Origin of the sequence: Kitasatospora sp. NPDC093102, assembly GCF_040683915.1 — a bacterium.
In the GTDB taxonomy this organism is placed as follows: domain Bacteria; phylum Actinomycetota; class Actinomycetes; order Streptomycetales; family Streptomycetaceae; genus Kitasatospora.
The window spans coordinates 29070-54619 of sequence record NZ_JBFBFA010000042.1; the positions used below are offsets into that span (position 1 = coordinate 29070).

A 25550-nucleotide genomic window follows, 5' to 3' on the forward strand; every position below is an offset into this window, starting at 1 on the left:
AACTCAAAGTGTCAACAGTTATCACTTTAACGCCGCCCGTGCCGATGTCCTCGCCGGGTACTGACATACTCGGGGGAGGCCCTGTCCACTGTCGTCCACCGACACCCCGGCGTTGCGGCCACCACCCCGGACACGCCCCCTCACCTGGCCGGACGACAGAGCGGCCAGTCCCGAACGGACGGACACCACCCATGTCAGAGACCCTCCGGCGCGGCCTGGCGGGCCAGCTCGTGGGCGCGCTCCGCGAGCGCGTCCTCACCGGTGAGATCCCGTCCGGAACCCGGATCAACGAGGTGGAGATCGCCCGCGAGCTGGGCATCAGCAGGGGACCCCTGCGCGAAGCCATCCGGCAGCTCGTCAGCGAGGGCCTGCTGGTGCACGTGCCGAACAAGGGCGCCGTCGTCTTCGAGGCCGGTCCGGAGGAGGTCGAGGCGCTCTTCGAGCTGCGGTCCGCGCTGGAGACCGCGGCCGCGCGCCTGGCCGCCGGGCGGCGCGACCGCAAGGACGTCACAGCCCTGCGCCGGGCGTGCGAGCAGTCGCGGAAACTCATGACCGGGGGTCGTCGGTTCGCCCACCGCAGCAGTCTGGACTTCCATCGCGCACTGCTCGACGCGGCCCGCAGTCCCCGTATCGCCGAACAGGTGGAGCGCGTGCATCAGCAGATCACCGTGCTCCGCAGCCGGCACAACGTGCCGGCCGCGCACACCGAAGCCTCGATAACCGACCACGAGCACCTTGCGGAGGCCATCGCCGAGGGCCGGGCCGACCACGCCGCCGAGGTGATGGCCCGTCACCTCGACCGGGTCCGGGAACAGATGATCGCGCACATGGCAGGTCGGTGACGCCGCGGTGTCCACCGGCGACGGGCTCGGGCTAACGCGCCTCGACCGGTTCGCCGCTGTCCTGGTCGAGGTTGAACACCCGCCGGTAGGAGTCGGTCACCACGGTGATCTGCGAGCGTCCGGTCCAGCTCGCCCCCACCAGCCGGGCGTCGCCCGGGCCCGAGCCGACGTCCGCCAGCGACCAGCGCCGGGCCGCCCAGCCCTCGCCGCTCTCCAGCAGCACCTGCCAGCGCTCGCCCGCCGTCGGCCCGGTGGCGTACGAGCGGTGGACCACCACCAGGGCTCGCTCGGCCCCGGCCGGGGCGTCCTCCCGGCTGCGGGTCTCGGCCGCCGACACCTTGTGCGCGGCCAGCACACCGAGCAGGAACACCACGCCGGCGGTCACCGTGACCGCCCGGGTGGCCTTCCGGACGGTGCTGCGCAGGTCGCCCAGCCAGGCGGCCGCGATCAGCGCCGCCAGCGCCCCGCCGAGCAGCAGCTCCGGCCGGTTGAGCAGGTCGGCGACCAGCATCCGCCCGCCCGACCTGCTCTCCCACTGCCCCTCGGTGTAGAGCAGTACGGCGGCCAGCCCGCCGGCCGCCAGCAGCCGGACCAGGACGCGCCTGGCCCGGGGCGTCCGTCGGTCGATCGTTGCCCGGTTCATCGTTCCCCCGTTCCCCCGGTCACAGTTCGGCGAGCAGCTTGCGGCCCTCCGGCCAGTCGCCCAGCCCGGAGTCGGAGTTGAGGTGCCCGTACGCGCCCGGCTCGACGTACCGGGCACCCCACGCGGCGGCGAACGCGCGGGCCCGCTCGGTGGAGACCCACGGGTCGTCGGCCGAGGCGACCACGACGGCCGGGAACGGGAACCGCTCCAGCGTCACCGGGCGGAAGTTCACCAGCTCCGGGACCTCGGCGGTGTCGACGTCCGCCGGGGCCACCAGCAGCGCGCCCCGGACGGTGGCGGTCCGCTCGGCGGACGCGGTGGCCACCCAGTGGGCCGCTGTGACGCAGCCCAGGCTGTGGGCGACCAGCACCACCGGGCCCTCGGCGGCGGCCGCGGCCACCGTCTCGTCCACTCGGGCCACCCAGTCCGTCCGCTCCGGGTGGTCCCAGTCCGCCTGCTCGACCCGGCGGAAGGACTCCGGCTCGGCCACCTCCCAGCGGGTCTGCCAGTGCTCGGGGCCGGAATTCTGATAGCCGGGGAGGACGACGTAGGTGGTGCGGTCGGGCATGGGCTCCTCCGGGAGAGGGACGGTAGCGGGCAGCAGGAGTCTAGGACGCGGGCCGCCGGCCCCCGAAGCCGGGCGCCAGACCGGCGCGCACTCCGCGCAACCGGCGCGCGCACCTCCACATGCGCCGTTGTGTGCCCGGTGCGCCCCGTTGCCAACGGTGTCGCCGGTACGGGAGGTTGGGCCGGGCCGGGGCCGGCCGCCACCGCCCGGCGCCCGTACCCGACCTGAGGCTCGACCACGTGGAGGGATGTCGGCGATGACATCGAAGATCCTGCTCGTCACCGGAGACGCCGCCGAGTCACTGGAGGTGTTCTACCCCTACCAGCGGCTGCGGGAGGAGGGCTACCAGGTCGACATCGCGGCCCCGAGCAAGAAGCGCCTCCAGTTCGTGGTGCACGACTTCGTCGAGGGCTTCGACACCTACACCGAGAAGCCCGGCTACACCTGGCCCGCCGACGTGGCCCTCGCCGACGTCGACCCGGCCGACTACGTGGCCCTGGTCATCCCCGGCGGCCGCGCCCCCGAGTACCTGCGCAACGACCCGGACGTGCAGCGGATCGCCCAGCACTTCTTCGCCGCGGACAAGCCCGTCGCCCAGATCTGCCACGGCCCGCTGATCACCGCCGCCGCCGGTGTGCTGGACGGCCGCCGCACCTCGGCCTACCCGGCGCTGGCCCCGGACATCAAGGCGGCGGGCGCCGAGTTCGTGGACGGCGAGGCGGTGGTGGACGGCGTGGTCGTCTCGGCCCGCGCCTGGCCCGACCACCCGGCGTGGCTGCGGGCCTTCATCGAGGTCCTGCGCACCAAGGCGCCGCTCGCCTGACGCCCGCCCGAGCCGCCGCCGGGCCGCGTTCCCGGAGCCACCACCCCGGCCGTCGCCGGGAACGCCGTACCGGACCTCGCCCGCACCGCGCCGTGACCGACCCCCTACGCTGACCGGCGGGCGAACGGCCCACCGTCACCAGGAGGACGAGACATGGCAGAGCCGCTGATCGCCGCAGTCGGGGGCAGGGCGCCCGCCGTCGACCCGGGCGCCTTCGTGGCGCCGAACGCCGTCGTGGTCGGGGACGTGACCGTCGCCGCCGGAGCCAGTGTCTGGTACGGCGCGGTGCTGCGCGGCGACGCCGAGTCGATCAGCGTCGGCGCGGGCAGCAACATCCAGGACAACTGCACCCTGCACGCCGACCCCGGCTTCCCGCTGGTGGTCGGCGAGCGGATCTCGGTCGGCCACAACGCCGTGCTGCACGGCTGCACCGTCGAGGACGACGTGCTGGTGGGCATGAACGCCACCGTGCTCAACGGCGCCCGGATCGGCACCGGCTCGCTGGTCGCGGCCGGCGCGGTGGTGCCGCAGGGCATGGCCGTCCCGCCCGGCTCGCTGGTCGCCGGCGTCCCGGCCAAGGTGCGGCGGGAGCTGACCGAGGAGGAGAAGGCGGGCATCAGGACCAACGGCGCCGGCTACCGGCTGCTCGCCGAGGCCCACCGGGAGATCTGAGCCCGGGCCCGACGGCGGCCGCAGGGCACGTCCTGGACCGCGACCATCGCGGCCGCCGCCGGTTCCGTGGCTCCGGAGGCGGGCGGGCGCCGGTCGACCGCCCAGGCGAGCACCGCGACCAGCGTCCCCACGGCGGCCAGGCCCGCGCCGACCACTGTCGGCGAGGTCCAGCCGAGCCCGGCGTCCAGCGCCAGCCCGCCGAAGTACGCTCCCTGGGCGTTGGCCAGGTTGAAGGCGCCCTGGACCGTCGCCGAGGCCAGGGTCGGCGCGCTGCGCGCCTTCTGGAGCACCAGGGTCTGCACGGCCGGCACGATCGCGAAGCCGAACAGGCCGATCAGCACCACCGTGACGGCCGCCGACCAGCGGGCGTGCGCGGTCACCGAGAACAGGGCCAGGGTGGCGGAGAGCAGCACGAAGGCCGCGCAGACGGTGGGGCGCAGTGCCCGGTCGGCGGCGAACCCGCCCAGCACGTTGCCGATCGTCATGCCGACCCCGAACAGTGCCAGCACCAGGGTCACCGAGCCGGTGGCGTACCCGGAGACCTCGGTGAGCAGCGGCGTGATGTAGCTGTAGCAGGCGAAGAAGCCGCCGCAGCCGAACACCACGGTGGCCAGCGCCAGCCAGAGCTGCCCGCTGCGGAAGGCGCGCAGCTCGTGCCGGAGCCCGGACTGGCCGGGGGAGGGGAGCACGGGCACCAGCCGGGCGATGGCGACCGTCCCGGCGGCCGCGATCAGCACGACCACCAGCATGGTCGCCCGCCATCCCAGGTGCTGGCCGAGCAGGGTCGCGGCCGGGACGCCGACGATGTTGGCGACGGTCAGCCCGGAGAACATCACGGCCACCGCCCGGGCCCGCCGGTCCGGCGCGACCAGCTCAGCCGCCGCCACCGCACCCGCGCCGAAGAAGGCGCCGTGCGGCAGCCCGGTGATCAGCCGGGCGGCGGCCAGCGTCCAGAAGTCCGGCGCCACCGCGCACAGCAGGTTGCCGGTCGCGAACAGCCCGGCCAGCCCCACCAGCACCGCCTTGCGCGGCCGTCCTGCGGCCAGCGCGGTCAGCAGCGGCGCACCGACCACCACCCCCAGCGCGTACGCCGAGATCAGCCAGCCCGCCTGCGGGATCGAGACGTGGAGGCTGTCGGCGACCTGGGGGAGCAGCCCCATGGCGGCGAATTCGGTGGTTCCGATGGCGAACGCCGTGACGGCCAGCGCGAGCAGCGCGAGAGGCAAGGGGGTGACTCCGGGGTGATGCCGACGGACCGGGAATCCGGCGCGGCGGGATGAATTCGTTCGTCCGGCATCCTAATCCGGCCGGATGACGGCCCCGTGAGGTGCGCGTGACGAAAGGGGGTCGCCGACACGGCTCCCGCGCGCGAGACTGGGAGCATGTGCCGCAACATCAAGACGCTGCGACCCCCCGTCACGTCCGACGCGGACGAGGACGACTTCCGCGCCGCCGCGCTGCAGTACGTCCGCAAGGTGTCCGGGTTCCGCGCCCCCGCGGCGCACAACCGGGAGGCCTTCGACCGGGCCGTGGACGCGGTCGCGGAGGCCACCGCCAGGCTGCTCGCCGAGCTGGAGGTCCGCGGCTCGCACGCCCGGGCCGTCGCGCCGGCCGAGGCCACCGGGTAGGCGGGAGCCGGTGTGATGAAGCCCTCCGAGCGTTACGCCCTCACGTTTCCCGGCACCCCGGGCAGCCAGGCCCCGCAGGACGTCATCGTGGTCTCCCGCACCGACGCGACCGGCCCGGGCGGCCACCCGGTGTACCAGGACGAGAGCGGCATCGTCCGGGCCGAGATCAGCGACGCCGGCGAGGTCCGGATGCTCGCCAGCGGCGGCCACCAGAGCCCGCACCTGCCGGTGCACGCCCAACCGCTGTCCTGACCGCCGGCCGGTACCGGGAACCATGGGCGCGGCACTCTTCCGTCGGGCACAATCGCCTTATGACCAGAGCGAGTTGGCAGGGCGTCGTGATCGCGGAGAGTGACGACACCGTCGTCGTCGAGGGCAACCACTACTTCCCGGCGGAGGCGGTGCGCACCGAGTACCTGCGCCCCTCCGGGACCACCACGGTGTGCGGTTGGAAGGGCACCGCCGGCTACTACACCCTGGAGGTGGACGGGCGGACCAACCCGGACGCCGCCTGGTTCTACGCCGACCCGAAGCCCGAGGCCGAGCACGTGCGCGGCCGGGTGGCCTTCTGGCGCGGGGTGGAGGTCGCCGAGTAGCCGACCCGGGGCACCGGGCGGTGCCGTCGTCGCGAAAGGGGTACCGGATTCCCATGGCAGTCTTCCGCAGGCCGGGCCGCTCCCGGCCGGCCCCCGGGCCCGACCTGAGCGAGCAGATCGCCGAACTGGTCGAGGAGTCCGAGCAGCCGGCCGGCCAGGGCCCGGTCGCCGAGTACGCGGCGAAGCGGCGCGGCCGGGCCGTGGTCCTGCACGCCGCCCGGCTGCTCGCCCACGGTGGCCGCGCCGCCGCGAGGGGAGCGGCCAAGGGTGCCGTGTACGGCGGCAAGGCCCTGACCGAACAGCTGGTGCAGGCCGCGCCGCGGATCCCGGTGCGCGACCTCGCCACGCTGCGGGCGCAGTACCCGGACGCGGCCTTCCCGGAGCAGTTGGCCGACCTGCTGGTCACCGGTGCCGTCCGGGCCTCCGGTGCGCTCGGCGCGGGCGTCGGCGCGGCGGCGATGCTGCCGGTGCCGCCCGCGATGCCGCTGGAGATCGCGGCCGAGACGCTCGCGGTGGCGGCCGTGGAGATCAAGTTGATCGCCGAGCTGCACGAGGTCTACGGCACTCCGGCGCAGGGCGCCGCCACCCAGCGGGCCGGCGCCTACCTCGGCGCCTGGGCCAACCGCCGGGGGATCGACGCGGGCCTGCTGGTCCGGCCCGCCGGCTTCGCCGCGCTGGCGATCAGCTCGGAGGTGCGCCGGCAGGTCCGCCGCCGGCTGACCCGCAGCTCGCTGCGCCACCTGCCGGCGGTGGTCCCGCTGATGGTCGGCGCCGGCATCGGCGCCACCATGAACCGCCGCGACACCCGTCGGCTGGCCGGCGAGGTGCGGAAGGACCTGCGCGAGCGCCGCCCGTCGGACGGCGCCTACTGGGCCTCGGCCGCTCCGTCACCGAAGGGCGGGACGGAGGAAGGGGGCAGGGCGGTGGACGCGGACGGGACGGCTCCGTAGCTAGCCGGCCGGGGGCGGCAGTCAGGCCCGTGGCCGCAGGGGCATCAGGCCCGTGGTTGCAGGGAGCAGCGGCGCGGCGCGCCCGGGACGGTCCCCATCGCGGGCGCGCCGCCGTTTCGTCACTGTTCCTGGAGGTTCCTAGAGCTTCGGTGGTGCCGGCGGGGCCCCCGCGCCCCGGCCGGCCTTGACGCCGTTCACCATCGCCTGGTGGATCGCCCGCGCGGTGGTCTCGTCGTCCGCCGGCACCGGGCTGCCGGCGACCGTGTACCAGTCCAGCGCACCGGTGTACTGGACGGTCAGCCGCGCCTCGCCGTCCACCCAGGTGGTGTGCACGGTGAGGTCGCCGGAGATCGGGCCGACCTCGGTGGTGGTGACCCCACCGGGGCCGCTGATGATCGACTGGGTGGTCCAGGTCGCCCACGACGTGCGCGGGTCCGCGGGCGGCCGGGCCTGGCGGGTGCTTTCGTCGTGTTCGGTCATGCGCCTCTCCTCCCTCGCGGGCGGACCGCCGCCGGAGCGGCGACACCCACGGTCGCGGCGACCGCCCGGTCCCACCGGGCGGTCGAGTCGGTACGCCGGACGGTCAGCCGGACTGGCCGGGCTGGTCCGGCATGGGGGCGCCCTCCGCCTGGGAGGTGTCCTGGGCGTGCAGGTTCTGCATCGAGGGGACGCCCTCCTCGGGGTCCGCGGCGCGGATGTCCTCGTCGTCCTCGGTGCTCACCTTGGACCGGTCGCTCATGTCGGTCATCGCGGGCTCCGTCTCCTAGCCCGGTCCGGGCGCGCCGGGTCGGGGGCGCGGCCGGGCCGGTGGTGTCTCTTCGCCCTTCCAGCCTGCCCCCGCCCCGGCGCCAGGGCCAGCCGGGTGACCCGGCGAGCGGCCGCGGACCTCACCCGGGAGTCACCAGGTGACGGGCAGGGACCGCATGCCGTAGATGAACGAGTCGGTGCGGAACGCCAGCTCGCTGCGGGGGACGGTCAGCCGCAGCCCGGGCAGCCGCCGGAACAGCGTGGCCAGCGCGATCTGGAGCTCGGCGCGGGCCAGCGGCTGGCCGAGGCACTGGTGCACGCCGAAGCCGAAGGCCATGTGCCGCCGGGCGTCCCGGTCCAGGTCCAGTTCGTCGACCGGCGGCCGGCCGGCACCGCCGAACATCTCCTCGTCCCGGTTGGCGGTGGAGAGCATCGCGATCACGCCCTCCCCGGCCCGGACGGTCACGCCGCCCAGCTCCACGTCCTCCAGCGCCACCCGGGGCACCCCGGTGTGGACGATGGTGAGGTGGCGCAGCAGCTCCTCCACCGCGCCGGGCAGCGCGGCCGGGTCGGCCAGCCTGGCGACCTGCCCGGGCCGGTCCAGCAGCAGGGCGGTGGAGAGCGAGATCATGTTCGCGGTCGTCTCGTGTCCGGCGATCAGCAGCAGGATGCCGGTGCTGGCGACCTCGCGCACGGTCAGGTCGTCCCGGGCGGCGAGCCGGCTGAGGATGTCGTCCTCCGGCTTCTCCCGCTTGCGGGCCGTCAGCCCCTCCAGGTAGTCCAGCAGCTCGTCCTGGGCCTCCAGGAGCCGCTCGATCGTGCTGGAGTTGCTGAGCAGCGTCCGGCTGATGCTCTGGAAGAACTCGCGGTCCTCGTACGGAACGCCGAGCAGCAGGCAGATCACCAGCGAGGGGACGGGCAGCGCGAAGTCGGCGACCAGGTCGGCCTCGGTGCGGCCCGTGGTCATCCCGTCCAGCGCCTCGTCCACGATCCGCTGGATGTCCGGGCGCATCGCCTCGACCCGCTTGACCAGGAAGTCCCCGGTGACCATCCGGCGCAGCCGGGCGTGCTCGGGGTCGTCGAGCCGCAGGAAGCTCGGGTTCTCGGCGATCCGCTCCCGGCGGCCGGCGACCAGCAGGGGGAAGGACGGGTGGCGCACGTCCGCGCTGAACCGTCGGTCGGACAGGACGGTGCGGACCTCGGCGTAGCCGGTGGCCAGCCAGCAGGACTCGCCCCCGGGCAGGTCGGCGCGGGTCAGTCGGGCGGTGGCGGCGGCCTCGGTGTACGCGGGCGGGGGGCCGAACGGGCAGCCGGCGGAGTGCGGCGACGGCAGTGGGACGGCGGGGACGGTCGGTGTGCTCGTCAAGGCGGGGTCTCCTTGTGTCGCGAGGTTCTCCGATGGGGGTCGTGTGGTGACTGGACGTCCGGCAGGGGCGGTTGCGGTGGCCGGGACCGGCGGCGGTCAGCCGTCGACCGGGGCGGACTGCGTCCCGGCGGGTCCGGCCTCGGCCTCGACCGCGGTCGACTCGTCCTCGACCACGGTGATCGCGCCGCTCGGGCAGAGCTGGGCGGCCAGTCTGAGATCGCCGAACTGGTCGGGCCGGAAGGTGGTCTGACGGAGCCTCACCAGACCGTCCTGGTCGTCCTGGTCGAACACGTCGGGGACGTTCATGACGCACATCCCGGAGCTGCAGCAGCGGTCCCGGTCGACACTCACCCGCATGGTCGGGCACCTCTCGCCAGTGCGCCGCCGGCTGCCCGGCGGCCGCCTCTCGTTGTCATTGCCAACCTAACCGTCGCTACTCCGCCCACGGAGGGTGCCGCGGCGAGATCGCCGAGAATGGCCGATTCGGGTCCCGTCGGAGCCGCCGGGCGGCGACGCAGGTTTTGAATTGACGTTACTCGGACAAGCGTACGTCCCCCCGGCCCCCGGCTCACCCGATCCGGACCGGCCCGCAGCCCCGCCACAGCACCACCTCCACCCCCTCAGCATCCGCCCCCGCCCCCACCCCCGCACGGCGGCGGCCGGGGCCGGGCCCGCCCGGAGACCGCCGAGTTGTAAGATCATTTCGCAACACGACGCGAAGGGGAGTTCGGTGGCGCGGGTTGCGGTGGTCGGCGGGGGCATCAGCGGGCTGGGGACGGCGCTCATGCTGGGCCGGCGGGGCCATCCGGTCACCTTGTTCGAACAGGACACGCGGCAGGCCGGAGAGGACCCGGAGCGGGACTTCCTCCACTGGCACAGGCCCCGGGTCCCGCAGGCCGTCCAGCCCCACTCGTTCCTCGCGCCGGTGCGCACCGTGCTGCAGAGCGAGGCCCCCGATGTCCACGCGGACCTGCTGGCCCGCGGTGCCCTGGAGTACCACGACTTCGACTGGTTCGGTGAGCATCCGCCGCACCGGGCCGGCGACGAGGACCTGGTGACCCTGCGCACCCGGCGCATCGTGCTGGAGGCCGCCCTGACCGCGGCCGTGCGGCGCGAACCCACCGTCGAGGTGCGGCGGGGCTCCCGGGTGCGGGCCCTCACCTTCGACGAGGGCCACCCCGTCCGGGTCACCGGTGTGCAGGTGGGCACCGACACGTACCGGGCGGACCTCGTCGTCGACGCCTCCGGCCGTCGCTCTCCGGTTCCCGACTGGTTGGTCGCGGCCGGCTGCCGCCCGCCCGTGGTCGACAGTCACCGCACCGGGATCGCCTACGTGTGCCGCTGGTACCGCCTGCGTGCCGACGGCCCGCGCGACCCCGGGCGGGTGAAGCCCGGCTCGGCCGCACCGTTCGCGCTCGCCGGCGTGTTCCCGTCGGACAACGACACCTTCGCGGTGAGCGTGATGCTCTCCACGGGTGATCCGACCCGCGGCGCGCTCACCGACCCCGCCGTGTTCGAGGCCGTCGCCCGGAGCTTCCCCGCCACCGCCGCCTGGCTCGACCTGGACCCCGAACCGCAGTCGGCCGTCCTGGTCATGGGCGGTCTGGACAACCGCTGGACCGCCCTCGCCGACGATGCCGGACCGGTCGTCACCGGCCTGATCAACGCCGGGGACAGCCTCGTCCACACCAACCCCACCCTGGGTCACAGCGCGGCCCTCGGCCTGCGCGCCGCCCAGTACATCGCCGCCCATGTCGAACGGATCGCCACGGACCCCACCTGCTACCACGCCTGGGCGACGCAGACCCTCCGTCCGTGGTTCGACGCGCAGGTGACGGCCGACCGCGGCAACGAGCAACGCCTCACCGGGGCCCAGCCGTCCGCGGACCGGCGGGCCGGCGCCCTGGCTGCCTGCGCGTTCGACGACCCGTCGTCATGCGGGCCAGGGCCCGGGTGCGCCATCTCCTGCAACCGGCCGAGGAGGCCTACGGAACCGACGAGGTGGACCGTCACGTCGCCGCCTGGCTGGCCGCCCACCCCGGCTTCTCGCCAGGGTTCGACGGCCCGACCCGGGACCAGTGGGACGCCCTCATCCCGGCCTGAGCGCCCGCCCGGCCCCGCATCCCCGGCAGCCGGGCCCTCGCCCGGCTCCGACGCGAAGTGATCGTGACGGACGCGGTCGGCGGTCCCGCCCCCGCCCGGACTCGTCGAGCTCGGCGTCCGGCTCGGTGCCGAGCCGGGCCGGCGCCGCAAGGCGCCGCAGTGGCGCAGGTGACGGGTGGTCTTGGCCGGGGAGGTGATCAGCGATGGGGCGACGGGGCGTCATGCTGGGGGTCCGCACTTCCGCTGAGTGATGGAGACCGAGATGAACGACACCCCCACGGCCCGCTGGAGCGTCGGCGCGCCCGAGGCCGGTGACTACGCAGGCTGGCATGAACTCTTCCGCGGGTACTGCGAGTTCTACCGCGTGCCGATTCCGGAGGAGAAGGCCGAGCTGGTGTGGTCCTGGCTGACGGATCCGGGCCACGAGCTGGCGGGACTGCTGGTGCGGGACGAGACCGGCCGACCGGTCGGGCTCGCGCACTACCGGCCGTTCTCGCGACCGTTGCACGGGGCCGTCGGGTGCTTCCTGGACGATCTGTTCGTCGCGCCGGAGGTCCGGGGCGGCGGAGCGGTGGACGCGCTGTTGGGCCGGCTGCGGGAAATCGCGGCGGAACGCGGGTGGAACACCGTCCGCTGGATCACCTCCGAGGACAATTACCGGGCCCGCGGCAAGTACGACCAGGTCGCCACCCGGACCAGGTTCCTCACCTACGACATGGCCCCGGAGGCCCCGGCCGGCTGAGCCCGCGGCCCGACCGCCGGACATTCGTTCGGAGTTTCTGTTATCGGCGTCCCGCCGGGAGGTCTCCCAAGTGTCGACACCCGACCAGTCGACCCGGAACAGAAAGCGTGGCCACGTGAACAGCGACGACAGGACGACCATCCTCCCGGCGAGCGGAGGCGCCGGCGGCGAGAGCAGGAGCGGGGTCCACGGCCGCTCCGGCGGCCGGGCGGCGCGGCGGGCTGCCGAGCGGCACACCGGCCGGGGCCGGCGGGTGCGGCGGCGCGGCGGGATCGTGCCGGTCGCCGCGGTCGTCGCCGCGGTGGCCGGCACCGGGCTGTTCGCCGCGTTGGCCGGCGCGGGCTACGCGGCGTACGCCGGCAAGCAGACCGACCACGACATGGCCGGCCAGTCGCTGGCCGCCGACGCGCTGATCTCCGCGGAACTGGGCACGCACGAGGGCATCCAGGTGCCCGGCGCCGGCGGAACGATCCCGGACGTTCCGCCGGCGGCCACCCCCACCGCCACCGACCCGGCGGCCACCCCGAGCGCCTCGGCACCGCCGACCGCGACCGCTCCGGCCTCCCCGACGGCTTCGGCCGTCGCCACCCCGACCGCCGTGCCCACCCCCACGGCCTCCGCGGCGAAGACGACCCCGAGCGCCACCCGCACCGCCCCTGCCGCCCAGGCCGCTGCCGAGCGGACCGCCGCGGCCGCACCGGCGGGCGGGGGCGCTGCCCCGTCGTACGCCCAGAAGGTCGTGGACCTGGTCAACGTCGAGCGTGCCAAGGCCGGCTGCGGGCCGGTCAGTGCCGAGCCCCGGCTGGCGAGTGCGGCCCAGTCGCACAGCGACGACATGGCCGACCGCAACTTCTTCGACCATGCCAGCCCGGAGGGCTATCACGCCGATCACCGGATCGAGGCGGCCGGCTACAGCTGGAGCACCTGGGGCGAGAACATCGCCCGCGGGCAGAAGGACCCGGCCGCGGTGATGAGCTCCTGGATGAACAGCCCCGGCCACCGGGCCAACATCCTGAACTGCTCGTTCAAGCAACTCGGCGTGGGCGTGCGGACCGGCACCAACGGTCCGTGGTGGACCCAGGTGTTCGCCGCCCCGGCGTGAACCGGCTCCGGACCGGCCGCGGTCCGCGACTGACCGCCCCCGCTCGGATCCCCGCCCCGGCCCGGTCCGCCTCCCGGCTCGGGCCGATCGGTCCGGGCCGATTTTCCGATTCCGTGCACATTGTTGTTATCTGATCACTCCCCACGGGTCTCCGAGGAGGCAGCGGCGGACGGAAACACGGCAAGACGGAGCGCGGACCATGATGGCTGATGTGCAGAACAGGACCGGGACCACCCTGGTGCTCGCGGCGCAGGCAGGTGACCGGCAGGCCCGGGAGGCGCTGGTCGCCACCTGGCTGCCGCTCGTCTACAACGTGGCCGGCCGGGCCCTCGGCGGCCACGCCGACGTGGACGACGTCGCGCAGGAGACCATGATCCGGGCCCTGGACGGCCTGGACGGGCTCCGCGATCCGGAGTCCTTCCGGTCCTGGCTGGTCGCCATCACCATGAACCAGGTGCGCCGTCGGCATGCCGCCGGTCAGCAGCAGCCGACCGTCGGCGGCCTGGACGAGACCTGGGAGGTCGCCGACCCCCGGGCCGACTTCACCGACCACACCATCCTGCGCCTCGGTCTGTCCGGCCAGCGCCGCGAGGTGGCCGAGGCCACCCGCTGGCTGGACCCCGACGACCGCGAGCTGCTCGCCCTCTGGTGGCAGGAGGCCGCCGGCGAACTGACCCGCGCCGAACTCGCCGGGGCGCTCGACCTGACCCCGCAGCACACCGCCGTGCGCGTGCAGCGGATGAAGAAGCAGCTCGAAGCGGGCCGCATCGTCGTCCGCGCGCTCGGCGCCTACCCCCGCTGCCCCGAACTGACCGAGCTCACCGCGGGCTTCGACGGCACCCCGAACTCGGTCTGGCGCAAGCGCATCGCCCGCCACATCCGCGACTGCTCCGACTGCGGCGGCCTCGGCCGGGACCTGTTCCCGGCCGAAGGGCTGCTGGCCGGCCTCGCCCTGGTGCCGATCCCGCTCGACTCGCCCGTGCTGTTGCACTTCCAGCAGGCCGCGGCCACCGTCACCTCCCCGGCGGCCGCCACCGGAGTGGGCTCCAGCGCGGGCTCCGGCGCGGGAACGGGTGCCGGAGCCCACACCGGTACCGGCGCGCACGCGGGGGCGGGAGGTCACGGTGGCTGGGCCGGCACCGCGGCCCGCAAGGCCGTCCTGGCGAGCGGCGCAGCCGCGGCAGTCGCCGTGACCACCCTCGCCCTGGTCTGGCCGCAGGCCGGCGAGCCCCCGCGGGCGACGGCACCGGAACCCACCGCCCCGGCCGCGGCCCAGGACACCCCGACGGCCGCCGCCGCACCCGCTGCCGTCGCCCCGGCACCGGTGCCGACCCCGATACCCGCGGAGAGCCCGACGCCGACGACGCCCACACCCACGCCGACCGTGACCCGCACCGCCGCCGCGACACCGCAGCCCAACCCGGAGCGCCAGTTGGTGGACCTGGTCAACGCCGAACGCGCCAAGGCCGGTTGCCCCCCGCTGCGGATCGACGCCCGGCTGCACGGCTCGGCCCAGAAACACGCGGACGACATGGCCTCCCGCGGCTTCTTCGACCACGTCAACCCGGACGGCGTCCGGGCCGAAGCCCGGATCACCGCCGCCGGCTACCGCTGGTCCCAGTGGGGTGAGAACCTCGACCGGGGCCCGACCACCCCGGCCGCCGTCTTCGCCCGCTGGATGGACGGCGGAATCCACCAGTCCAACATGCTCGACTGCGGATTCAAGGACATCGGCGTCGGCTTCGCCACCAGCTCCGCCGGCACCCCCTACTGGACCCAGGACCTCGGAGCCCCGATGTCCTGAGCCGCGGCCGGGGGCGGCCGGGCGGTGGACCGCAGGGACTACGCGGGCGTGGCCGCCACCAGGCCGTTCGCCGACCCGGTCACGTAGCCGGTGGACTCCCCGAGGACGCCACCCGCGTCACCGACCTGCCCGGACACCACGTCCGGCGCGCTGCTCAGCGGCCCGGGCAGCCCCTCCTGCCCGCCCACGGCACTGGCGTGCGCACTCGGCGCGGTGAGGGAGGCCACGACACCAACGGCGAGCGAGGCGACGGCAAGCATGCTGCGCTTCTTCATGGCCGGTCCAACGAGGCTGCGCCGGAAGGGTTACGGCCCGCCGCGTGCTACCGCCGCCACCGGAGCGCGCGGAGACGTTGGACGGCCCGCGAGCCGACCGGGACTCTGCCGGGCGGCGGGCGGGCCGTGGGAACCACCATGGCCCCACCCGCCCCTGCCGGTCAGGGCGTGCAAGGTGTGAGCGGACGCACGGTGGCGCGCCGGGCGTACACCAGCAGCCCCAGCCGCGCCGTCAGAGCGTCCCGGAGCCCCGCGCCACCGCGGGCCCGACCGTCCCGGTGGCCCCACCCTCCCAGGCCGAAGCCTCCGGAGCCGACGCTCCCGGAGCCGCCCCCACCAGGCCCACCGGACCCACCACCCAGTCCGGATGCCCCGGCATCGGCGGGGTCCGCAGCCCGTACAGCCAGTCGTCCAGGAAGCCCCGCAGGTCCTGCCCGGACACCGCCGAGGCCGTCCGCACGTAGTCCTCGGTGGTCGCGTTGCCGTACCGGTACGTGCCGAGGAAGGCGCGCTCGATGCGGTCGAAGGTCTGCGCCCCGACCTTCTCCCGCAGCGCGAACAGCACCAGCGCGCCGCCCGTGTACCGCTGGTCGTGGAAGAGGCCGGCGGCGGTGGGGGAGGCCACCGGCCCGGAGCCGTGCCGCGACCGGTCGCCCATCCCGTAGAGGTGGCGCATCCGGTCGACCAGCGTGGTGTGGCCCCAGGCGTCCGGCCACCCGCGCTCGTACTGGTACATCAGGGCGTAGAAGGTGGCGTGGCCCTCGTTGAGCCAGAGGTCGGACCACCTGGCGGGGGAGACGCTGTTGCCGAACCAGGAGTGGACCAGCTCGTGCATCATGTGCGAGCCGATCGCCGGCTCCGCCTGCCGTAGGAAGTTCGGCTTGTAGAGGGTGAGCGTCTGGCTCTCCAGACCGGTGAAGGCGAACGCGGCCGGGTCGTCCGTGTCGGCCGGCAGGATTCCGTACGTCTCGAACGGGAAGGGCCCCAGGTGCGCTTCGGCCCAGACGAGTTGGCCGGGGGTGAGGGCGAGCGCGGGTTCCAGCTCGGCGGCGCGTGCGGTCGGCACGACGTCGCGCAGCGGCAGGCCGTGCGGGCCGGTGCGCTCGCGCACGGTGTAGTCGCCGACCGAGATCTGGACCAGCTCGGTGGCCATCGGCTCGCGGGAGACGTACCGGCGGGTGGTGCGGCCGTCGCCGAGTTGCTCGGTGGCCGCCAACTCCCCGTTGGCGACGCCGAGGAGACCGTCCGGGGCGGTCACCGCGATGGTGAACCGGGCCTTGTCGCCCGGGTGGTCGTTGCACGGGAAGACGGTGTGCGCGCTGTTCGGCTGGCCGGCCACCGCGAAGCCGTCCGGGGTGGGCACCCAGCCGGTGTGCGGCAGCCCGGCGCGCGGGTCGGCGGTGTACTCGACGGTCAGCCGGGTGACGGCGCCCGGGAGGAAGGGCCTGGCCGGGGTGACCGTCAGCTTCTCGTCGTGGGTCGCGAAGTCCGCCGGCCGCCCGTCGACCCGGACGGAGCGTACGGTCAGTCCGAGCGCGTCCAGCTCCAGCCGGGCCAGGGTACGGTCGGGCCGTACCGTGAGCACGGCCGTGGCGTCCACCGTCCTGGTCCCGGCCCGGTAGTCGAAGGCCAGGTCGTACCCGAGCGCCCGGTACCCGGTGTTCCCGAGCGAGGGGAAGACCGGATCGCCCAGCCCGCCGGCGGCGCCGGCGGTGGGCACGCTCGCGGACAGCAGCGCCGTACTGAGCGCGAGCGACAGGACGAGACCGGCGCGGGGCCTGAACAAGGGTGATCACCGTGCTTCACGAGCGGGAGCGGAGGCAGGAGCCGCCCGGACGGGAGAGCCTGGCCAGGGATGCTAGTGGATCGCCGGGCCGGCACGGGCGCGGCCGGCGCGGTTCGACGACATGCCGTCGTCCCCCGGACGGCCCAAGGTGATGGCGGCGCCCCCGCCCGCGGTCTACCGTGGGGAGTGCTTCGTCCCCTGACGGACGAGCCACGGCCGTCGGAAAACCTGGCCAGGTCCGGCGGCCGTACTCTTCTGCCCTGGCGCTGCACGCCCGGACGCGCCCCGTAGGCTGGCATCCGATACGACGCCCGCGTACCGGATGCCAGGAGCCGCCGTGACCAGCCCAGCTTCCTCCGTTCTGGTGATCGGCGAGTGCGTCGCCGACATCGTCCGCACGGGTGACGCCCCGGACCGGGTGCACCCCGGCGGCAGCCCCGCGAACGTCGCCTACGGGCTGGCCCGACTGGGCCGCCAGGCCACGCTGCTCACCGAGCTGGGGCCGGACGCCAACGGCCGGCTGATCCGGCAGCACCTGGAGTCGGCCGGGGTACTGGTGCGGGCCGCCGAGGTCGCCCGGACGCCCTCCGCGGTGGTGGAACTGGACGGGCAGGGGCGGGCCCGCTACACCTTCGACATCCGCTGGACGCTCCCGCCGACCGAACTCGCCGAGCCGCCCGCGGCGATCCACCTCGGCTCGATCGCCGCGGTCACCGAGCCCGGTGCGGGATCGGTGCTGGCACTGGTGGAGCGCTGGCGCGGGCAGGCACAGATCAGCTACGACCCGAACGTGCGCCCGGCGCTGATGGGCGACCGGGCCGAGGCCGTCCGGCGGGTCGAGTGCTGGGTGGCGCTGAGCGACGTGGTCAAGGCCAGTGACGAGGACCTGGCCTGGCTCTACCCGGGCGAGCGGCCCGAGGCGGTTGCCGAGCGCTGGCTGGCCCTCGGCCCCTCGGTGGTCGCGGTCACCCTCGGCGCCGAGGGGGCGTTCGCCCGCACCAGCGAGGGCGGACACGTCGAGGCCGCGGCCGTTCCGGTGCCGGTCGCGGACACCGTCGGAGCCGGTGACTCCTTCATGGCCGCCTTCCTGCACGCCCGTGCGACCGGCGCCGACCTCGCGACCTGCCTCACCCACGCGGTGACGGCGGCCGCGCTCACCGTCGCCCGACCGGGCGCCAACCCGCCCTCGGCGGCCGAACTGACGACCGCCCTGGCGGAGGGGCCGCAGTCCCACTCCGGCGGCCGCCGGGTGGACCGGCTCAACCGCCAGGCCGCGCAACCGCGGTGAGGTCCTTCCCGTACCAGATCTCGGCGTACGGCCTGCTGCTGTAGGCGGGGATCTCCCGGTACCCGTTCCGCAGGTACAGCGCGCGGGCCTCGACCAGGTCGAGTCGGGTGTCGAGGACGATCCGGTCGGCGCCCAGGGAGCGGGCGGCCCGGTCGACGGCGGCCAGCAGTACGGCGCCGCCGCCGGTGCCGCGCAGGCCGGGGCGGACGAAGACGCGGGTGAGCTCGGCCGTGGTGGCGTCGAGCCGCCGCAGGCCGGCGCAGGCGTGGGCGACGCCGTCGTGACGGCCGATCAGGAACGAGCCGCCCGGGGCGGCGAGGTCGTCGCTGGGGGAGCCGTCCAGGCCGGACTCCAGCTCCTCGGGGGTGCCCTCCCGGTCGAAGTGCAGGCGGTAGTAGCGGTTGGCCACGTCGTAGTAGTACTCACGCAGCAGGTCCAGGGCCTCGGGGGTGGTCACGTCGGCCGTGGCGACGGTCCAGAGGCCGGAGTGGCCGGGTGCGGTGTTCGTCATGCGCGCATGATCCACTTCACGGCTCCGGCACCGCAATCGGTTTTCCCGGCCGTCCGGACCCGGCCACCCGGGCAAAGGAGCCGCGGGGCCCCGGTGCGTCGTTGCCCCGCGCGAGTGACGAGGGGATTGGCGCTGGTGGACGGCGGGGGAGCAGTGCATCTATGAACAGACCATCAGGTTGTCACATTAATAGGAGTCTGAAAGGTCGTCAGCAGCGCCGGAGCGGTGTGCGGACCGGTCTGCTGGCCACCGCCTGCCTCTCCGCCGTCCTCGCCGGCTGCGCCGGTCCGGCGGCTCCCGCCGGTCCGAAGCCCGCGCCGGCCGCTCCCGCCGGCCCGAAGCCCGCCCCGGCCGCCGACGCGAAGGCGAACCCGGCGCCCGCCGCCGGGGGCACCGCAGCTCCCTGGGGCGCCGATCGCGCGGGCGCCCCGCCCGAGGCGCAGCAGCAGCTGCCCGGCCTGGCCCGGAAGGAGGAGAGCAGCGGCGAGACCACGGCCCGTCAGAAGGTGGCCGCCCGCGCCGAACTGGAGACCGCCCAGCGCTGGGGCCTGGAGCGCCCGCCGCTGAAGGCCCCGCCGCGCCCGGCGGCCAAGGCCGCGCTCACCCAGGGGCAGGGCGTCAAGCTCGCGGACGGCCGTCCGCCCGTCGTCTACCGGGTGCCGACCAACGACAAGGTGGTCTTCCTGACCGTCGACGACGGCGCCGAGAAGGACCCCGAGTTCTCCCGGATGGCCCGGGAGCTGGGCATCCCGCTCAGCACCTACGTCTCCGACTACGTCGCCCGTGACAACTACGGCTACTTCCGCGACCTGCACGCCCAGGGCGTGGAGATCAACAACCACACGATCAACCACCGCAACCTGAAGGTGCTGGACTACGAGACCCAGCGCGAGGAGATCTGCACCCAGCAGGACCAGCTGGAGCGGCAGATCGGCGTGCGCCCCCGGCTGTTCCGGCCGCCGTACGGCGAGTACAACGACGACACCCTGCGCGCGGCCGCCTCCTGCGGGGTGGAGGCGGTGCCGATGTGGAACGAGGAGGCCTTCCCGGACCGGATGGAGTGGCGCTACGACGACCAGAAGCTGCATCCGGGCGACATCATCCTGACCCACTTCCGGGGCACCGACGTCTGGAAGGCGTCCATGCCGGACCTGCTGCGCAAGGTCGTCAACGACGTCACCGCGCAGGGCTTCGCGCTGGCCCGGCTGGACGACTACCTGTAGCGGCCACCGTCAGCGGCCGTCGCAGCGGCCGAGGGCCGGGCGGCTCAGCCGAGCGAGAGGGCGTCGAGGTACACCCAGGCGCCCTCGTGCCGCACGAAGCGGCTGTTCTCGGTGAGCACGCCCTCCTCGCCGCCCTCGGTCCAGTGCGCCCGGAACGCCACCGTGCCCTCCGCGTGGAACGCGCCGCCCTCGGTGGTGGAGACCACCTCCAGCCTGGTCCAGCGCAGCCCCGGGTCGAAGTCGACCTCCGCGGGCCGGGTGTCCGGGTGCCAGGTGCGCAGCAGGTACGCCTCGTCCTGCGCGGCGAAGGCGCTGAACCGGGAGCGCATCAGGGACTCGGCGGTGGTGGCCGAGGCCTGGCCCCGGTGCAGCCGGCCGCAGCAGTCGCCGTAGGCGGCGGGCAGGCCGCACGGGCAGGGGGAGGAGGGCAGCAGCCGGGGCGCGGCGGGGCGGGGCGCGGAACGACGTCGGGACATGCCGCCCATTGTCCCCCACCCGTGGGGCGGCTTCCCGGCGGCCCCGGGGTACTCAGAGCGGCCGGGCGTTCGTCCTCGGGTGCGTGTCCTCAGGGGCCGGGCGCTCGTGCGCAGGAGCGGGTGTGCCGAACCAGGTGTGCAGCGCCCGGACCAGTCCGTCCGTGTCCGCCCGGTCGGGCTCGGTGGCCGAGGCGACGTAGCCGTCCGGGCGCAGCAGCAGGGCGCCGGCCGGCGGCTGTGGGCAGCGGGCCGTGACGAGGTCCACCCGGTCCTTCCAGGCCGCCGCCGGGTCCGTGAGGCCGAGCTCCCCGTCGGTGAGGTCGATGAGCAACGGGCGCCCGGTGCGGGCGAGTTCGGCGATCCGGACGGGGCCGTCCGGGGTGGTCGCGGTGAGGTCCGGCACGAACCGCCCGGCCAGCGGGTGCGGGCAGTCCGCGTCGTAGCGGACGTCGCTGCCCGCCATCAGCGCGGCGATCCGGCCGAGGTTGTCCGGGTGCGCCAGCAGCTCGCCGAACAGGGCGCGCACGGCGGTGGTGCCGGGGCCGGGGGCCATCAGGGCGGTCTGGGCCTGGGAGTGCATGAACACCCGCTCGCCGACCGGGTGGCGTTCGCGCTGGTAGCTGTCCAGCAGGCCGGGCGGGGCCCAGCCGTGCAGCTCGGCGGCGAGCTTCCAGCCGAGGTTGGCGGCGTCCTGGAGGCCGAGGTTGAGGCCCGGACCGCCGGTCGCGGCGTGCACGTGGGCGGCGTCGCCGACCAGCAGCACGCGGCCCTGCCGGTAGCTCTCGGCGAGCCGGGTGTTGTGGCCGACCTGGCGGCGAGGGGTGAACGGTCCGGGCGTGCGGGCCGGGGCGAGCGCCAGGTCGGCGCCGGTCACCCGGCGGATGCTGGCGCGCAGCTCGTCCAGGGTGAGCGGCGCCGTCTCGTCCACCGGCCCTGCGCCCCACTCCATCGTCGCGACCATGGTGGTGTCCGGGCCGAGCGGGGCGAGGACGATGACGCCGTGTTCGGTGCGGGTATGGGTGAACGGGCGGAACGGGACCGGGCAGCCGGGCAAAAGGAACTCGCCGTCGGCGGTGGTGCGTACGTCCTCGGGGAGCAGCACGTGCGCGATCCGCGAGACCGGGTCGGGCGAGGTCACCCCGGGGAAACCGATCCCGGCGAGCTTGCGGACGGTGCTGCGGCCGCCGTCCGCGCCGACCAGGTAGCGGGAGCGCAGCCGCTCGGGGCCCGCCGGGCCGCGGAGTTCGACCGTCACCCCGGCCTCGTCCTGGGTGAAGCCGGTGAGCTCGTGGCCGTGGCGCACGGTGATGCCGAGTGCGTGGGCGCGTTCCTCCAGCACCTCCTCGATGCGGTGCTGCGGTACGGGCAGGGCGTGCAGCGGGTTCTCGTCGAGCTGGTGCAGCTCCAGCGGGAAGGCGCCGAACACGAAGCGGGGTACGGGCCGTGGCGCGCCCGGGGTGCCGGTGAGCGGCTCGTACAGGCCGCGGTGGTCGAGCAGCCGGAGCACCTGGCCGACCAGCCCGTTGGCCTTCTGGACCTGCGAGCGTGCGGGCAGCCGTTCCAGCACCACCGGCCGGATCCCGGCCAGTGCGAGTTCGCAGGCCAGCAGCAGCCCGTTCGGGCCGGCGCCGGCGACGACGACGTCGTGGTCCATCTGGAGTCCCCCTCCGAGAGCGTGAGTTCAACGTGGCGACGGGGCCGGAAGCCCGGCGGCCAGCTGCCGCAGGGCGTCCTCGAGCAGCGACTGGAACGGCACCGGCGGGTCGGCGGTGAGGTACTGGTCGTTGGCGGCCTTGATCGCGGCGAGCGCGGCCGCGGTGACCAGCTTCGGGTAGAGGTCCCGGTCCGGGTCGGTCCCGGTCCGGGCGGCCACCGCGGCCGTGAGCCCGGCCGCGGTCCGCGCCGCGTCGCGTATCAGCTCGGCCTGGAGCACCGGCTCGCGCAGCAACTGCCGTACGGCGGCGGTCCACTGCGGGTCCGGCTGCTCGGCCGCTTCGTGGTACGGGGCGAGCAGGGCCCGGGTGAGCGCCTCCCAGAGCGGTTCCCCGGCGGGCCGCTCCCGCAGTGCCTCGGCGGACTGCCGGATGCGGTCGCGGTGCCGGTGGACGATCGCTTCGGCCTTGCTGGAGAAGTAGTTGTTGTACGTGCGGGGGGACACCCCGGCGGCGGCCGCGATGTCCTCCACCCGGACGTTCTCCAGCCCCCGCTCCACTGCCAGGCGCAGGGCCGCCCAGCTGAGTGCCTCCCGCGTCGCGGCCTTCTTCCGTTCCCGCAGACCGGGCTGACCCTTCGTCATGGCCACCACTGTCCCGCAAAGAGTGCGCGGAACGCAATAGTGCGCGGCGCGCAAGTTTTTCGTGGGCGGGCGGGTTGTGGCGAGCCGTCCGCCACCTGCGGTTCGTCGCTGATAGTAGTTGCCTGGTCGCGGAGCGATCCCCGCCAGGAGCCCGTCCCCGCAGGCTTTCCGGCGGGACGACTCGACAGGACTTGAGGAGCGGTCATGGGTGGCAGACAGCGTCCGCCGAGAGTGCGGACCCCTCGCCAGGGCAGGCCCGCCGGCGCCGGCGCCCGGGTGAACCCCCGGGCGGAGTTCGCCCGCATCGAGGGATTCCTGGCCTGGGAGGCGGAGGTCGCGGCGGCCGAACGGGACGCCCGCGCGTTCGCCGCGCAGTTCCCGTGGCTGCCGGCGCCGGAGCGGGAGAGCCTCGAACAGGCCTACACCGCCGACCGCTTGCGCTACGCCGAGGAGGTCGTCGACCGCGCGGTCGAGCGCTGCCGCCGACTGGCCGCCCGGTACCGCGCCGAGTGCCGCCGGATCTGCGCCCGCTGGGCGGCGCTCTGCCTCTCCGTCACCGTGGCGGCGGCGCTGTTCGCCGTCGTCCCCGCCGTCCTGCGCGGCTGAGCGGCTCCGGGTCCGTCGTTGACGGGCCCGGGTGCGACGAGGGCCCGCTGTGCCGTTCCCGGCGCAGCGGGCCCTTTTCGACGTCGGGGCGGGATCAGTGGTGGCCGTGGCCGCTGCTGATCTCCTCGCGCTCCTCGACGGTGGGCTTGGTGATCTGGCCGTACTCGCCGTAGAAGCCGCGGGAGAGCTTCACCCGCGCGCGGGTCCACAGCCCGGTCTTGCGGGCCACTCCGTTCTCGTCCACCGCCGGCGGCAGCTCGGAGGGCTGCGGCTGGTCGTGCGCGGTGAGGGTGTAGAGCCGGCCCGGCGGCAGTGGGGCGTGCACCTCGACGAACTCGCCGTGCTGGAGCCGGTTGATGACGCCGGTCTCCCGGCCGTGCAGCACCTTCTCCCGGTCCCGCCGCTGGAGGCCCAGGCACCACCGCTTGGCGATCACGAAGACGATCACCGGCACGGTGAAGAAGCCGATCCGCACCGCGTAGGTGATCGCGTTGATCGAGAGGTGGAAGTGGGTGGCCAGCAGGTCGTTCCCGCCGCCGGCCAGCAGGAGCAGGTAGAGACCGATCCAGGCCGCGCCGAAGGCAGTGCGGACCGGGGCGTTGCGCGGCCGGTCGGCGATGTGGTGCTCGCCCCGGTCCCCGGTGATCCAGGCCTCCAGGAACGGGTAGCCCCAGATGACCAGCAGCACGAGCGGGAAGACCATCAGCGGGATGAACACCCCGAGGTTGAGGGTGTGGCCACCCCAGACGCTGATCTCCCAGCCGGGCATCACGCGGATCAGGCCCTCGGAGAAGCCCATGTACCAGTCGGGCTGGGCGTCGGTGGACACCTGGTCCGGGCGGTACGGGCCGTACGCCCAGATCGGGTTGACCGTGGCGATCGCCGACATCACCGCGACCACGCCGAAGACCAGGAAGAAGAAGCCGCCCGCCTTGGCCATGTAGACCGGCATCAGGGGCATTCCGACCACGTTCTGGTTCGTCCGGCCGGGCCCGGCGAACTGGGTGTGCTTGTGGTAGAAGACCAGGATCAGGTGCGCCGCGAGCAGGCCCACCATGACGCCCGGGATCAGCAGGACGTGGACGGTGAACAGCCGGGGAATGATGTCGGTGCCCGGGAACTCGCCGCCGAAGAGGAAGAACTGAAGGTAGCTGCCGACGATCGGGATGGCCAGGATGGCTCCCTCCATGAAGCGGATGCCGGTACCGGAGAGCAGGTCGTCCGGCAGCGAGTAGCCCATGAAGCCGTCGAACATGCCGAGGATCAGCAGCAGCGCGCCGAAGACCCAGTTGATCTCGCGGGGCTTGCGGAACGCGCCGGTGAAGAAGACGCGCATCATGTGGGTCAGCATCGAGGCGACGAAGACGATCGCCGCCCAGTGGTGGATCTGGCGCATCAGCAGGCCGCCGCGCACGTCGAAGCTGATCCTGAGCGTCGAGGCGTAGGCCTCGGACATCGGGATGCCCCTGAGTGGGACGTACGCCCCGTCGTAGACGACCTCGCCCATGCTCGGCGTGAAGAACATGGTGAGCCAGACGCCGGTGAGGATGATGATGACGAAGGTGTAGAGCGCGATCTCGCCCAGCATGAAGGACCAGTGGTCGGGAAAGATCTTGCGGAGATTGGACTTGGCGAGGGAGTAGATGCCGAGCCGACCGTCGGTCCAGTCGGCCAGGGCCTCGGCCTTGTTGGCGGGCTGGGTGCGCGTGCTGGTCACCGGTCCCGGCTGCGACTGCTGATCGGCTCTCACGACGGGCTCCCCGGCGTCCTCGGCGTGCCGTGCTGGAGGCCCGCCGGCGAGAACGCCGGCCGGCGAAGTGTTGTGATCATGGGACCTCTCGATACGGATCCGCCGGCCGCACCGGCGCGCGGACCAGGTGTTCCACCGGACCCGTTGCTCAGGGTGATGGAGCGCTTACTCTGTCATGCTGTCGGCAGGGGGCCGACTGTGCACGTCCATCGGCCCGTCCGGCCGCTCGTGTCGGGCCGGACGGGGGTTCCTGACCTCCGATCGGCTGGCCGCCGCTCGGCCCAACGGGTGCCGATGCTGCGGTCGGGTGCCGCTGAACCGTTTCGGCGCGCGCCGCGTCCGGGGGTTGCGCGGTCCTGGGCCTACGCTGCGCCAATGGTGGATCACCGTGAACTCTTCGAGGACGTCACCGAGGCCCTGGCCCGCGCCGGGTTCGACACCGGGCCGGGTCCCTCACCGCTGTGGATCGACCGTCACCCCGAGGGTGTGCTGGTCGGCTGGAGGCCGGGCGCGGAGCCGGGTGCGCCGCCCTCCCGGGAGGCGCTCGCGGCGTTGAGCGGCGCGGCCGCGGTCGTACTGCGCGAGTGCGGCTACCTGGTCGCCGGGACGGAGGAGGGTGATCTGCTGGTGCGTTGCGCCGAACCGGTGACGGTCCCGGAATCGTCCGACCCGGAACCGGTGCCGGAGCAGTGGTGGGGGTGACGCGGTCCTCTCGGAGACCCTCCGGCCCGGCGGTTCGGTCGACGCGGGGGG

Annotated in this window: 28 protein-coding genes and 1 pseudogene; 15 read left to right on the forward strand and 14 right to left on the reverse strand. The window is 74.2% G+C overall.

The window, feature by feature from the left end; genetic code table 11:
* Window positions 1-191 precede the first annotated feature (191 nt).
* Window positions 192-842 carry a GntR family transcriptional regulator gene (locus tag AB0O11_RS32385; protein ID WP_363394151.1) on the forward strand — a complete coding sequence of 217 codons (651 nt, stop codon included), beginning with the start codon at window positions 192-194 and terminating at the stop codon, window positions 840-842.
* A 31-nt stretch (window positions 843-873) separates the two neighbouring features.
* Here AB0O11_RS32385 and AB0O11_RS32390 read toward each other — a convergent pair whose 3' ends face one another.
* Window positions 874-1485: a hypothetical protein gene (locus AB0O11_RS32390; protein WP_363394154.1), complete on the reverse strand. Its 612-nt coding sequence runs from the start codon at window positions 1483-1485 to the stop codon at window positions 874-876.
* 19 nt (window positions 1486-1504) lie between these two features.
* Window positions 1505-2053, reverse strand: a complete 549-nt coding sequence (locus AB0O11_RS32395; RefSeq protein WP_363394156.1) for an alpha/beta fold hydrolase — start codon at window positions 2051-2053, stop codon at window positions 1505-1507.
* Window positions 2054-2309: 256 nt separating this feature from the next.
* Between AB0O11_RS32395 and AB0O11_RS32400 the strand changes: the two genes are divergently transcribed.
* Together AB0O11_RS32400 and AB0O11_RS32405 are read left to right on the forward strand one after the other, a co-directional pair.
* Window positions 2310-2876: a DJ-1/PfpI family protein gene (locus AB0O11_RS32400; protein WP_363394159.1), complete on the forward strand. Its 567-nt coding sequence runs from the start codon at window positions 2310-2312 to the stop codon at window positions 2874-2876.
* A gap of 153 nt (window positions 2877-3029) precedes the next feature.
* Window positions 3030-3548, forward strand: coding sequence for a gamma carbonic anhydrase family protein (locus tag AB0O11_RS32405; protein ID WP_363394161.1), 519 nt, complete (start codon window positions 3030-3032; stop codon window positions 3546-3548).
* Here the strand turns inward: AB0O11_RS32405 and AB0O11_RS32410 are convergent.
* The gene (locus AB0O11_RS32410; protein ID WP_363394164.1) at window positions 3512-4774 is read right to left on the reverse strand and encodes an MFS transporter; all 1263 of its coding nucleotides are present in this window, start codon (window positions 4772-4774) and stop codon (window positions 3512-3514) included. The two genes, AB0O11_RS32405 and AB0O11_RS32410, sit on opposite strands and share 37 nt — an antisense overlap.
* A 156-nt stretch (window positions 4775-4930) precedes the next feature.
* On the opposite strand from AB0O11_RS32410, the gene AB0O11_RS32415 reads away from it, so the two are divergent.
* From AB0O11_RS32415 to AB0O11_RS32430, 4 genes are read left to right on the forward strand one after another with little or no spacing between them, the layout of a single operon-like run.
* The gene (locus AB0O11_RS32415) at window positions 4931-5176 is read left to right on the forward strand and encodes a DUF2277 domain-containing protein (RefSeq protein ID WP_363394166.1); all 246 of its coding nucleotides are present in this window, start codon (window positions 4931-4933) and stop codon (window positions 5174-5176) included.
* Window positions 5177-5191: 15 nt separating this feature from the next.
* Window positions 5192-5428 carry a DUF6296 family protein gene (locus tag AB0O11_RS32420; protein WP_363394169.1) on the forward strand — a complete coding sequence of 79 codons (237 nt, stop codon included), beginning with the start codon at window positions 5192-5194 and terminating at the stop codon, window positions 5426-5428.
* Between the two features lie 59 nt (window positions 5429-5487).
* Window positions 5488-5772 carry a DUF427 domain-containing protein gene (locus AB0O11_RS32425; RefSeq protein ID WP_363394172.1) on the forward strand — a complete coding sequence of 95 codons (285 nt, stop codon included), beginning with the start codon at window positions 5488-5490 and terminating at the stop codon, window positions 5770-5772.
* 53 nt (window positions 5773-5825) lie between these two features.
* A complete protein-coding gene (locus tag AB0O11_RS32430; protein ID WP_363394174.1) occupies window positions 5826-6722 on the forward strand; it encodes a hypothetical protein in 897 nt (298 codons plus the stop codon).
* A gap of 138 nt (window positions 6723-6860) precedes the next feature.
* On the opposite strand, the gene AB0O11_RS32435 is transcribed toward AB0O11_RS32430, so the two are convergent.
* From AB0O11_RS32435 to AB0O11_RS32450, 4 genes are all read right to left on the reverse strand, one after another.
* A complete protein-coding gene (locus tag AB0O11_RS32435) occupies window positions 6861-7202 on the reverse strand; it encodes a hypothetical protein (RefSeq protein ID WP_363394177.1) in 342 nt (113 codons plus the stop codon).
* Between the two features lie 103 nt (window positions 7203-7305).
* Window positions 7306-7470, reverse strand: a complete 165-nt coding sequence (locus tag AB0O11_RS32440) for a hypothetical protein (RefSeq protein ID WP_363394180.1) — start codon at window positions 7468-7470, stop codon at window positions 7306-7308.
* A 150-nt stretch (window positions 7471-7620) separates the two neighbouring features.
* Window positions 7621-8835 carry a cytochrome P450 gene (locus AB0O11_RS32445; RefSeq protein WP_363394183.1) on the reverse strand — a complete coding sequence of 405 codons (1215 nt, stop codon included), beginning with the start codon at window positions 8833-8835 and terminating at the stop codon, window positions 7621-7623.
* A 96-nt stretch (window positions 8836-8931) separates the two neighbouring features.
* Window positions 8932-9192 (reverse strand): ferredoxin, encoded by a 261-nt coding sequence (locus tag AB0O11_RS32450; RefSeq protein WP_363394185.1) that lies wholly within the window; start codon window positions 9190-9192, stop codon window positions 8932-8934.
* A gap of 373 nt (window positions 9193-9565) precedes the next feature.
* On the opposite strand from AB0O11_RS32450, the pseudogene AB0O11_RS32455 reads away from it, so the two are divergent.
* The 4 genes and pseudogenes from AB0O11_RS32455 to AB0O11_RS32470 all read left to right on the forward strand — a co-directional run bounded on the left by AB0O11_RS32455 (window position 9566) and on the right by AB0O11_RS32470 (window position 14586).
* Window positions 9566-10938 (forward strand): annotated as a pseudogene (locus tag AB0O11_RS32455) (FAD-dependent oxidoreductase).
* Window positions 10939-11200: 262 nt separating this feature from the next.
* On the forward strand, window positions 11201-11680 hold the full coding sequence (locus tag AB0O11_RS32460; protein ID WP_363394188.1) for a GNAT family N-acetyltransferase: 480 nt from the start codon (window positions 11201-11203) through the stop codon (window positions 11678-11680).
* A gap of 115 nt (window positions 11681-11795) precedes the next feature.
* Window positions 11796-12782 carry a CAP domain-containing protein gene (locus AB0O11_RS32465; RefSeq protein ID WP_363394190.1) on the forward strand — a complete coding sequence of 329 codons (987 nt, stop codon included), beginning with the start codon at window positions 11796-11798 and terminating at the stop codon, window positions 12780-12782.
* Between the two features lie 199 nt (window positions 12783-12981).
* On the forward strand, window positions 12982-14586 hold the full coding sequence (locus tag AB0O11_RS32470; RefSeq protein WP_363394193.1) for a sigma-70 family RNA polymerase sigma factor: 1605 nt from the start codon (window positions 12982-12984) through the stop codon (window positions 14584-14586).
* Between the two features lie 38 nt (window positions 14587-14624).
* On the opposite strand, the gene AB0O11_RS32475 is transcribed toward AB0O11_RS32470, so the two are convergent.
* Both AB0O11_RS32475 and AB0O11_RS32480 read right to left on the reverse strand, forming a co-directional pair.
* Complete coding sequence (locus AB0O11_RS32475) at window positions 14625-14861, reverse strand: hypothetical protein (protein WP_363394196.1); 237 nt, start codon at window positions 14859-14861, stop codon at window positions 14625-14627.
* Window positions 14862-15093: 232 nt separating this feature from the next.
* Window positions 15094-16647 carry a M1 family metallopeptidase gene (locus tag AB0O11_RS32480; RefSeq protein ID WP_363394198.1) on the reverse strand — a complete coding sequence of 518 codons (1554 nt, stop codon included), beginning with the start codon at window positions 16645-16647 and terminating at the stop codon, window positions 15094-15096.
* A gap of 337 nt (window positions 16648-16984) precedes the next feature.
* Between AB0O11_RS32480 and AB0O11_RS32485 the strand changes: the two genes are divergently transcribed.
* Entirely contained in the window at window positions 16985-17935 is a 951-nt protein-coding gene (locus AB0O11_RS32485) for a carbohydrate kinase (RefSeq protein ID WP_363394201.1), read from the forward strand.
* On the opposite strand, the gene AB0O11_RS32490 is transcribed toward AB0O11_RS32485, so the two are convergent.
* Window positions 17907-18446, reverse strand: a complete 540-nt coding sequence (locus tag AB0O11_RS32490) for a GNAT family N-acetyltransferase (protein WP_363394204.1) — start codon at window positions 18444-18446, stop codon at window positions 17907-17909. The genes AB0O11_RS32485 and AB0O11_RS32490 overlap by 29 nt on opposite strands.
* Before the next feature lie 227 nt (window positions 18447-18673).
* Here AB0O11_RS32490 and AB0O11_RS32495 point away from each other — a divergent pair, with 227 nt between their 5' ends.
* The gene (locus AB0O11_RS32495; protein ID WP_363394206.1) at window positions 18674-19669 is read left to right on the forward strand and encodes a polysaccharide deacetylase family protein; all 996 of its coding nucleotides are present in this window, start codon (window positions 18674-18676) and stop codon (window positions 19667-19669) included.
* Window positions 19670-19713: 44 nt separating this feature from the next.
* Here the strand turns inward: AB0O11_RS32495 and AB0O11_RS32500 are convergent, their stop codons facing one another.
* Genes AB0O11_RS32500 through AB0O11_RS32510 form a run of 3 tightly spaced genes read right to left on the reverse strand, consistent with a single transcriptional unit; the run spans window position 19714 to window position 22441 of the window.
* Entirely contained in the window at window positions 19714-20145 is a 432-nt protein-coding gene (locus AB0O11_RS32500) for a YchJ family metal-binding protein (protein ID WP_363394208.1), read from the reverse strand.
* A 52-nt stretch (window positions 20146-20197) separates the two neighbouring features.
* On the reverse strand, window positions 20198-21799 hold the full coding sequence (locus AB0O11_RS32505) for an FAD-dependent monooxygenase (RefSeq protein WP_363394211.1): 1602 nt from the start codon (window positions 21797-21799) through the stop codon (window positions 20198-20200).
* A gap of 27 nt (window positions 21800-21826) precedes the next feature.
* The gene (locus tag AB0O11_RS32510; RefSeq protein ID WP_363394214.1) at window positions 21827-22441 is read right to left on the reverse strand and encodes a TetR family transcriptional regulator; all 615 of its coding nucleotides are present in this window, start codon (window positions 22439-22441) and stop codon (window positions 21827-21829) included.
* 204 nt (window positions 22442-22645) lie between these two features.
* Here AB0O11_RS32510 and AB0O11_RS32515 point away from each other — a divergent pair, with 204 nt between their 5' ends.
* On the forward strand, window positions 22646-23047 hold the full coding sequence (locus AB0O11_RS32515) for a hypothetical protein (RefSeq protein WP_363394217.1): 402 nt from the start codon (window positions 22646-22648) through the stop codon (window positions 23045-23047).
* Between the two features lie 94 nt (window positions 23048-23141).
* On the opposite strand, the gene AB0O11_RS32520 is transcribed toward AB0O11_RS32515, so the two are convergent.
* Entirely contained in the window at window positions 23142-24764 is a 1623-nt protein-coding gene (locus tag AB0O11_RS32520) for a ubiquinol-cytochrome c reductase cytochrome b subunit (protein WP_363394245.1), read from the reverse strand.
* A gap of 408 nt (window positions 24765-25172) precedes the next feature.
* On the opposite strand from AB0O11_RS32520, the gene AB0O11_RS32525 reads away from it, so the two are divergent.
* Entirely contained in the window at window positions 25173-25499 is a 327-nt protein-coding gene (locus tag AB0O11_RS32525; RefSeq protein WP_363394219.1) for a hypothetical protein, read from the forward strand.
* Window positions 25500-25550: the final 51 nt, after the last annotated feature.

What these genes read in the sequence shown, in the direction of transcription:
- AB0O11_RS32385 (WP_363394151.1), top strand. Translation starts at nt 192, where the DNA reads ATGTCAGAGACCCTCCGGCGCGGCCTGGCGGGCCAGCTCGTGGGCGCG.
- AB0O11_RS32390 (WP_363394154.1), bottom strand. Translation starts at nt 1,485, where the DNA reads ATGAACCGGGCAACGATCGACCGACGGACGCCCCGGGCCAGGCGCGTC.
- AB0O11_RS32395 (WP_363394156.1), bottom strand. Translation starts at nt 2,053, where the DNA reads ATGCCCGACCGCACCACCTACGTCGTCCTCCCCGGCTATCAGAATTCC.
- AB0O11_RS32400 (WP_363394159.1), top strand. Translation starts at nt 2,310, where the DNA reads ATGACATCGAAGATCCTGCTCGTCACCGGAGACGCCGCCGAGTCACTG.
- AB0O11_RS32405 (WP_363394161.1), top strand. Translation starts at nt 3,030, where the DNA reads ATGGCAGAGCCGCTGATCGCCGCAGTCGGGGGCAGGGCGCCCGCCGTC.
- AB0O11_RS32415 (WP_363394166.1), top strand. Translation starts at nt 4,931, where the DNA reads ATGTGCCGCAACATCAAGACGCTGCGACCCCCCGTCACGTCCGACGCG.
- AB0O11_RS32420 (WP_363394169.1), top strand. Translation starts at nt 5,192, where the DNA reads ATGAAGCCCTCCGAGCGTTACGCCCTCACGTTTCCCGGCACCCCGGGC.
- AB0O11_RS32425 (WP_363394172.1), top strand. Translation starts at nt 5,488, where the DNA reads ATGACCAGAGCGAGTTGGCAGGGCGTCGTGATCGCGGAGAGTGACGAC.
- AB0O11_RS32430 (WP_363394174.1), top strand. Translation starts at nt 5,826, where the DNA reads ATGGCAGTCTTCCGCAGGCCGGGCCGCTCCCGGCCGGCCCCCGGGCCC.
- AB0O11_RS32435 (WP_363394177.1), bottom strand. Translation starts at nt 7,202, where the DNA reads ATGACCGAACACGACGAAAGCACCCGCCAGGCCCGGCCGCCCGCGGAC.
- AB0O11_RS32440 (WP_363394180.1), bottom strand. Translation starts at nt 7,470, where the DNA reads ATGACCGACATGAGCGACCGGTCCAAGGTGAGCACCGAGGACGACGAG.
- AB0O11_RS32450 (WP_363394185.1), bottom strand. Translation starts at nt 9,192, where the DNA reads ATGCGGGTGAGTGTCGACCGGGACCGCTGCTGCAGCTCCGGGATGTGC.
- AB0O11_RS32460 (WP_363394188.1), top strand. Translation starts at nt 11,201, where the DNA reads ATGAACGACACCCCCACGGCCCGCTGGAGCGTCGGCGCGCCCGAGGCC.
- AB0O11_RS32470 (WP_363394193.1), top strand. Translation starts at nt 12,982, where the DNA reads ATGATGGCTGATGTGCAGAACAGGACCGGGACCACCCTGGTGCTCGCG.
- AB0O11_RS32475 (WP_363394196.1), bottom strand. Translation starts at nt 14,861, where the DNA reads ATGAAGAAGCGCAGCATGCTTGCCGTCGCCTCGCTCGCCGTTGGTGTC.
- AB0O11_RS32490 (WP_363394204.1), bottom strand. Translation starts at nt 18,446, where the DNA reads ATGACGAACACCGCACCCGGCCACTCCGGCCTCTGGACCGTCGCCACG.
- AB0O11_RS32500 (WP_363394208.1), bottom strand. Translation starts at nt 20,145, where the DNA reads ATGTCCCGACGTCGTTCCGCGCCCCGCCCCGCCGCGCCCCGGCTGCTG.
- AB0O11_RS32505 (WP_363394211.1), bottom strand. Translation starts at nt 21,799, where the DNA reads ATGGACCACGACGTCGTCGTCGCCGGCGCCGGCCCGAACGGGCTGCTG.
- AB0O11_RS32510 (WP_363394214.1), bottom strand. Translation starts at nt 22,441, where the DNA reads ATGACGAAGGGTCAGCCCGGTCTGCGGGAACGGAAGAAGGCCGCGACG.
- AB0O11_RS32515 (WP_363394217.1), top strand. Translation starts at nt 22,646, where the DNA reads ATGGGTGGCAGACAGCGTCCGCCGAGAGTGCGGACCCCTCGCCAGGGC.
- AB0O11_RS32525 (WP_363394219.1), top strand. Translation starts at nt 25,173, where the DNA reads ATGGTGGATCACCGTGAACTCTTCGAGGACGTCACCGAGGCCCTGGCC.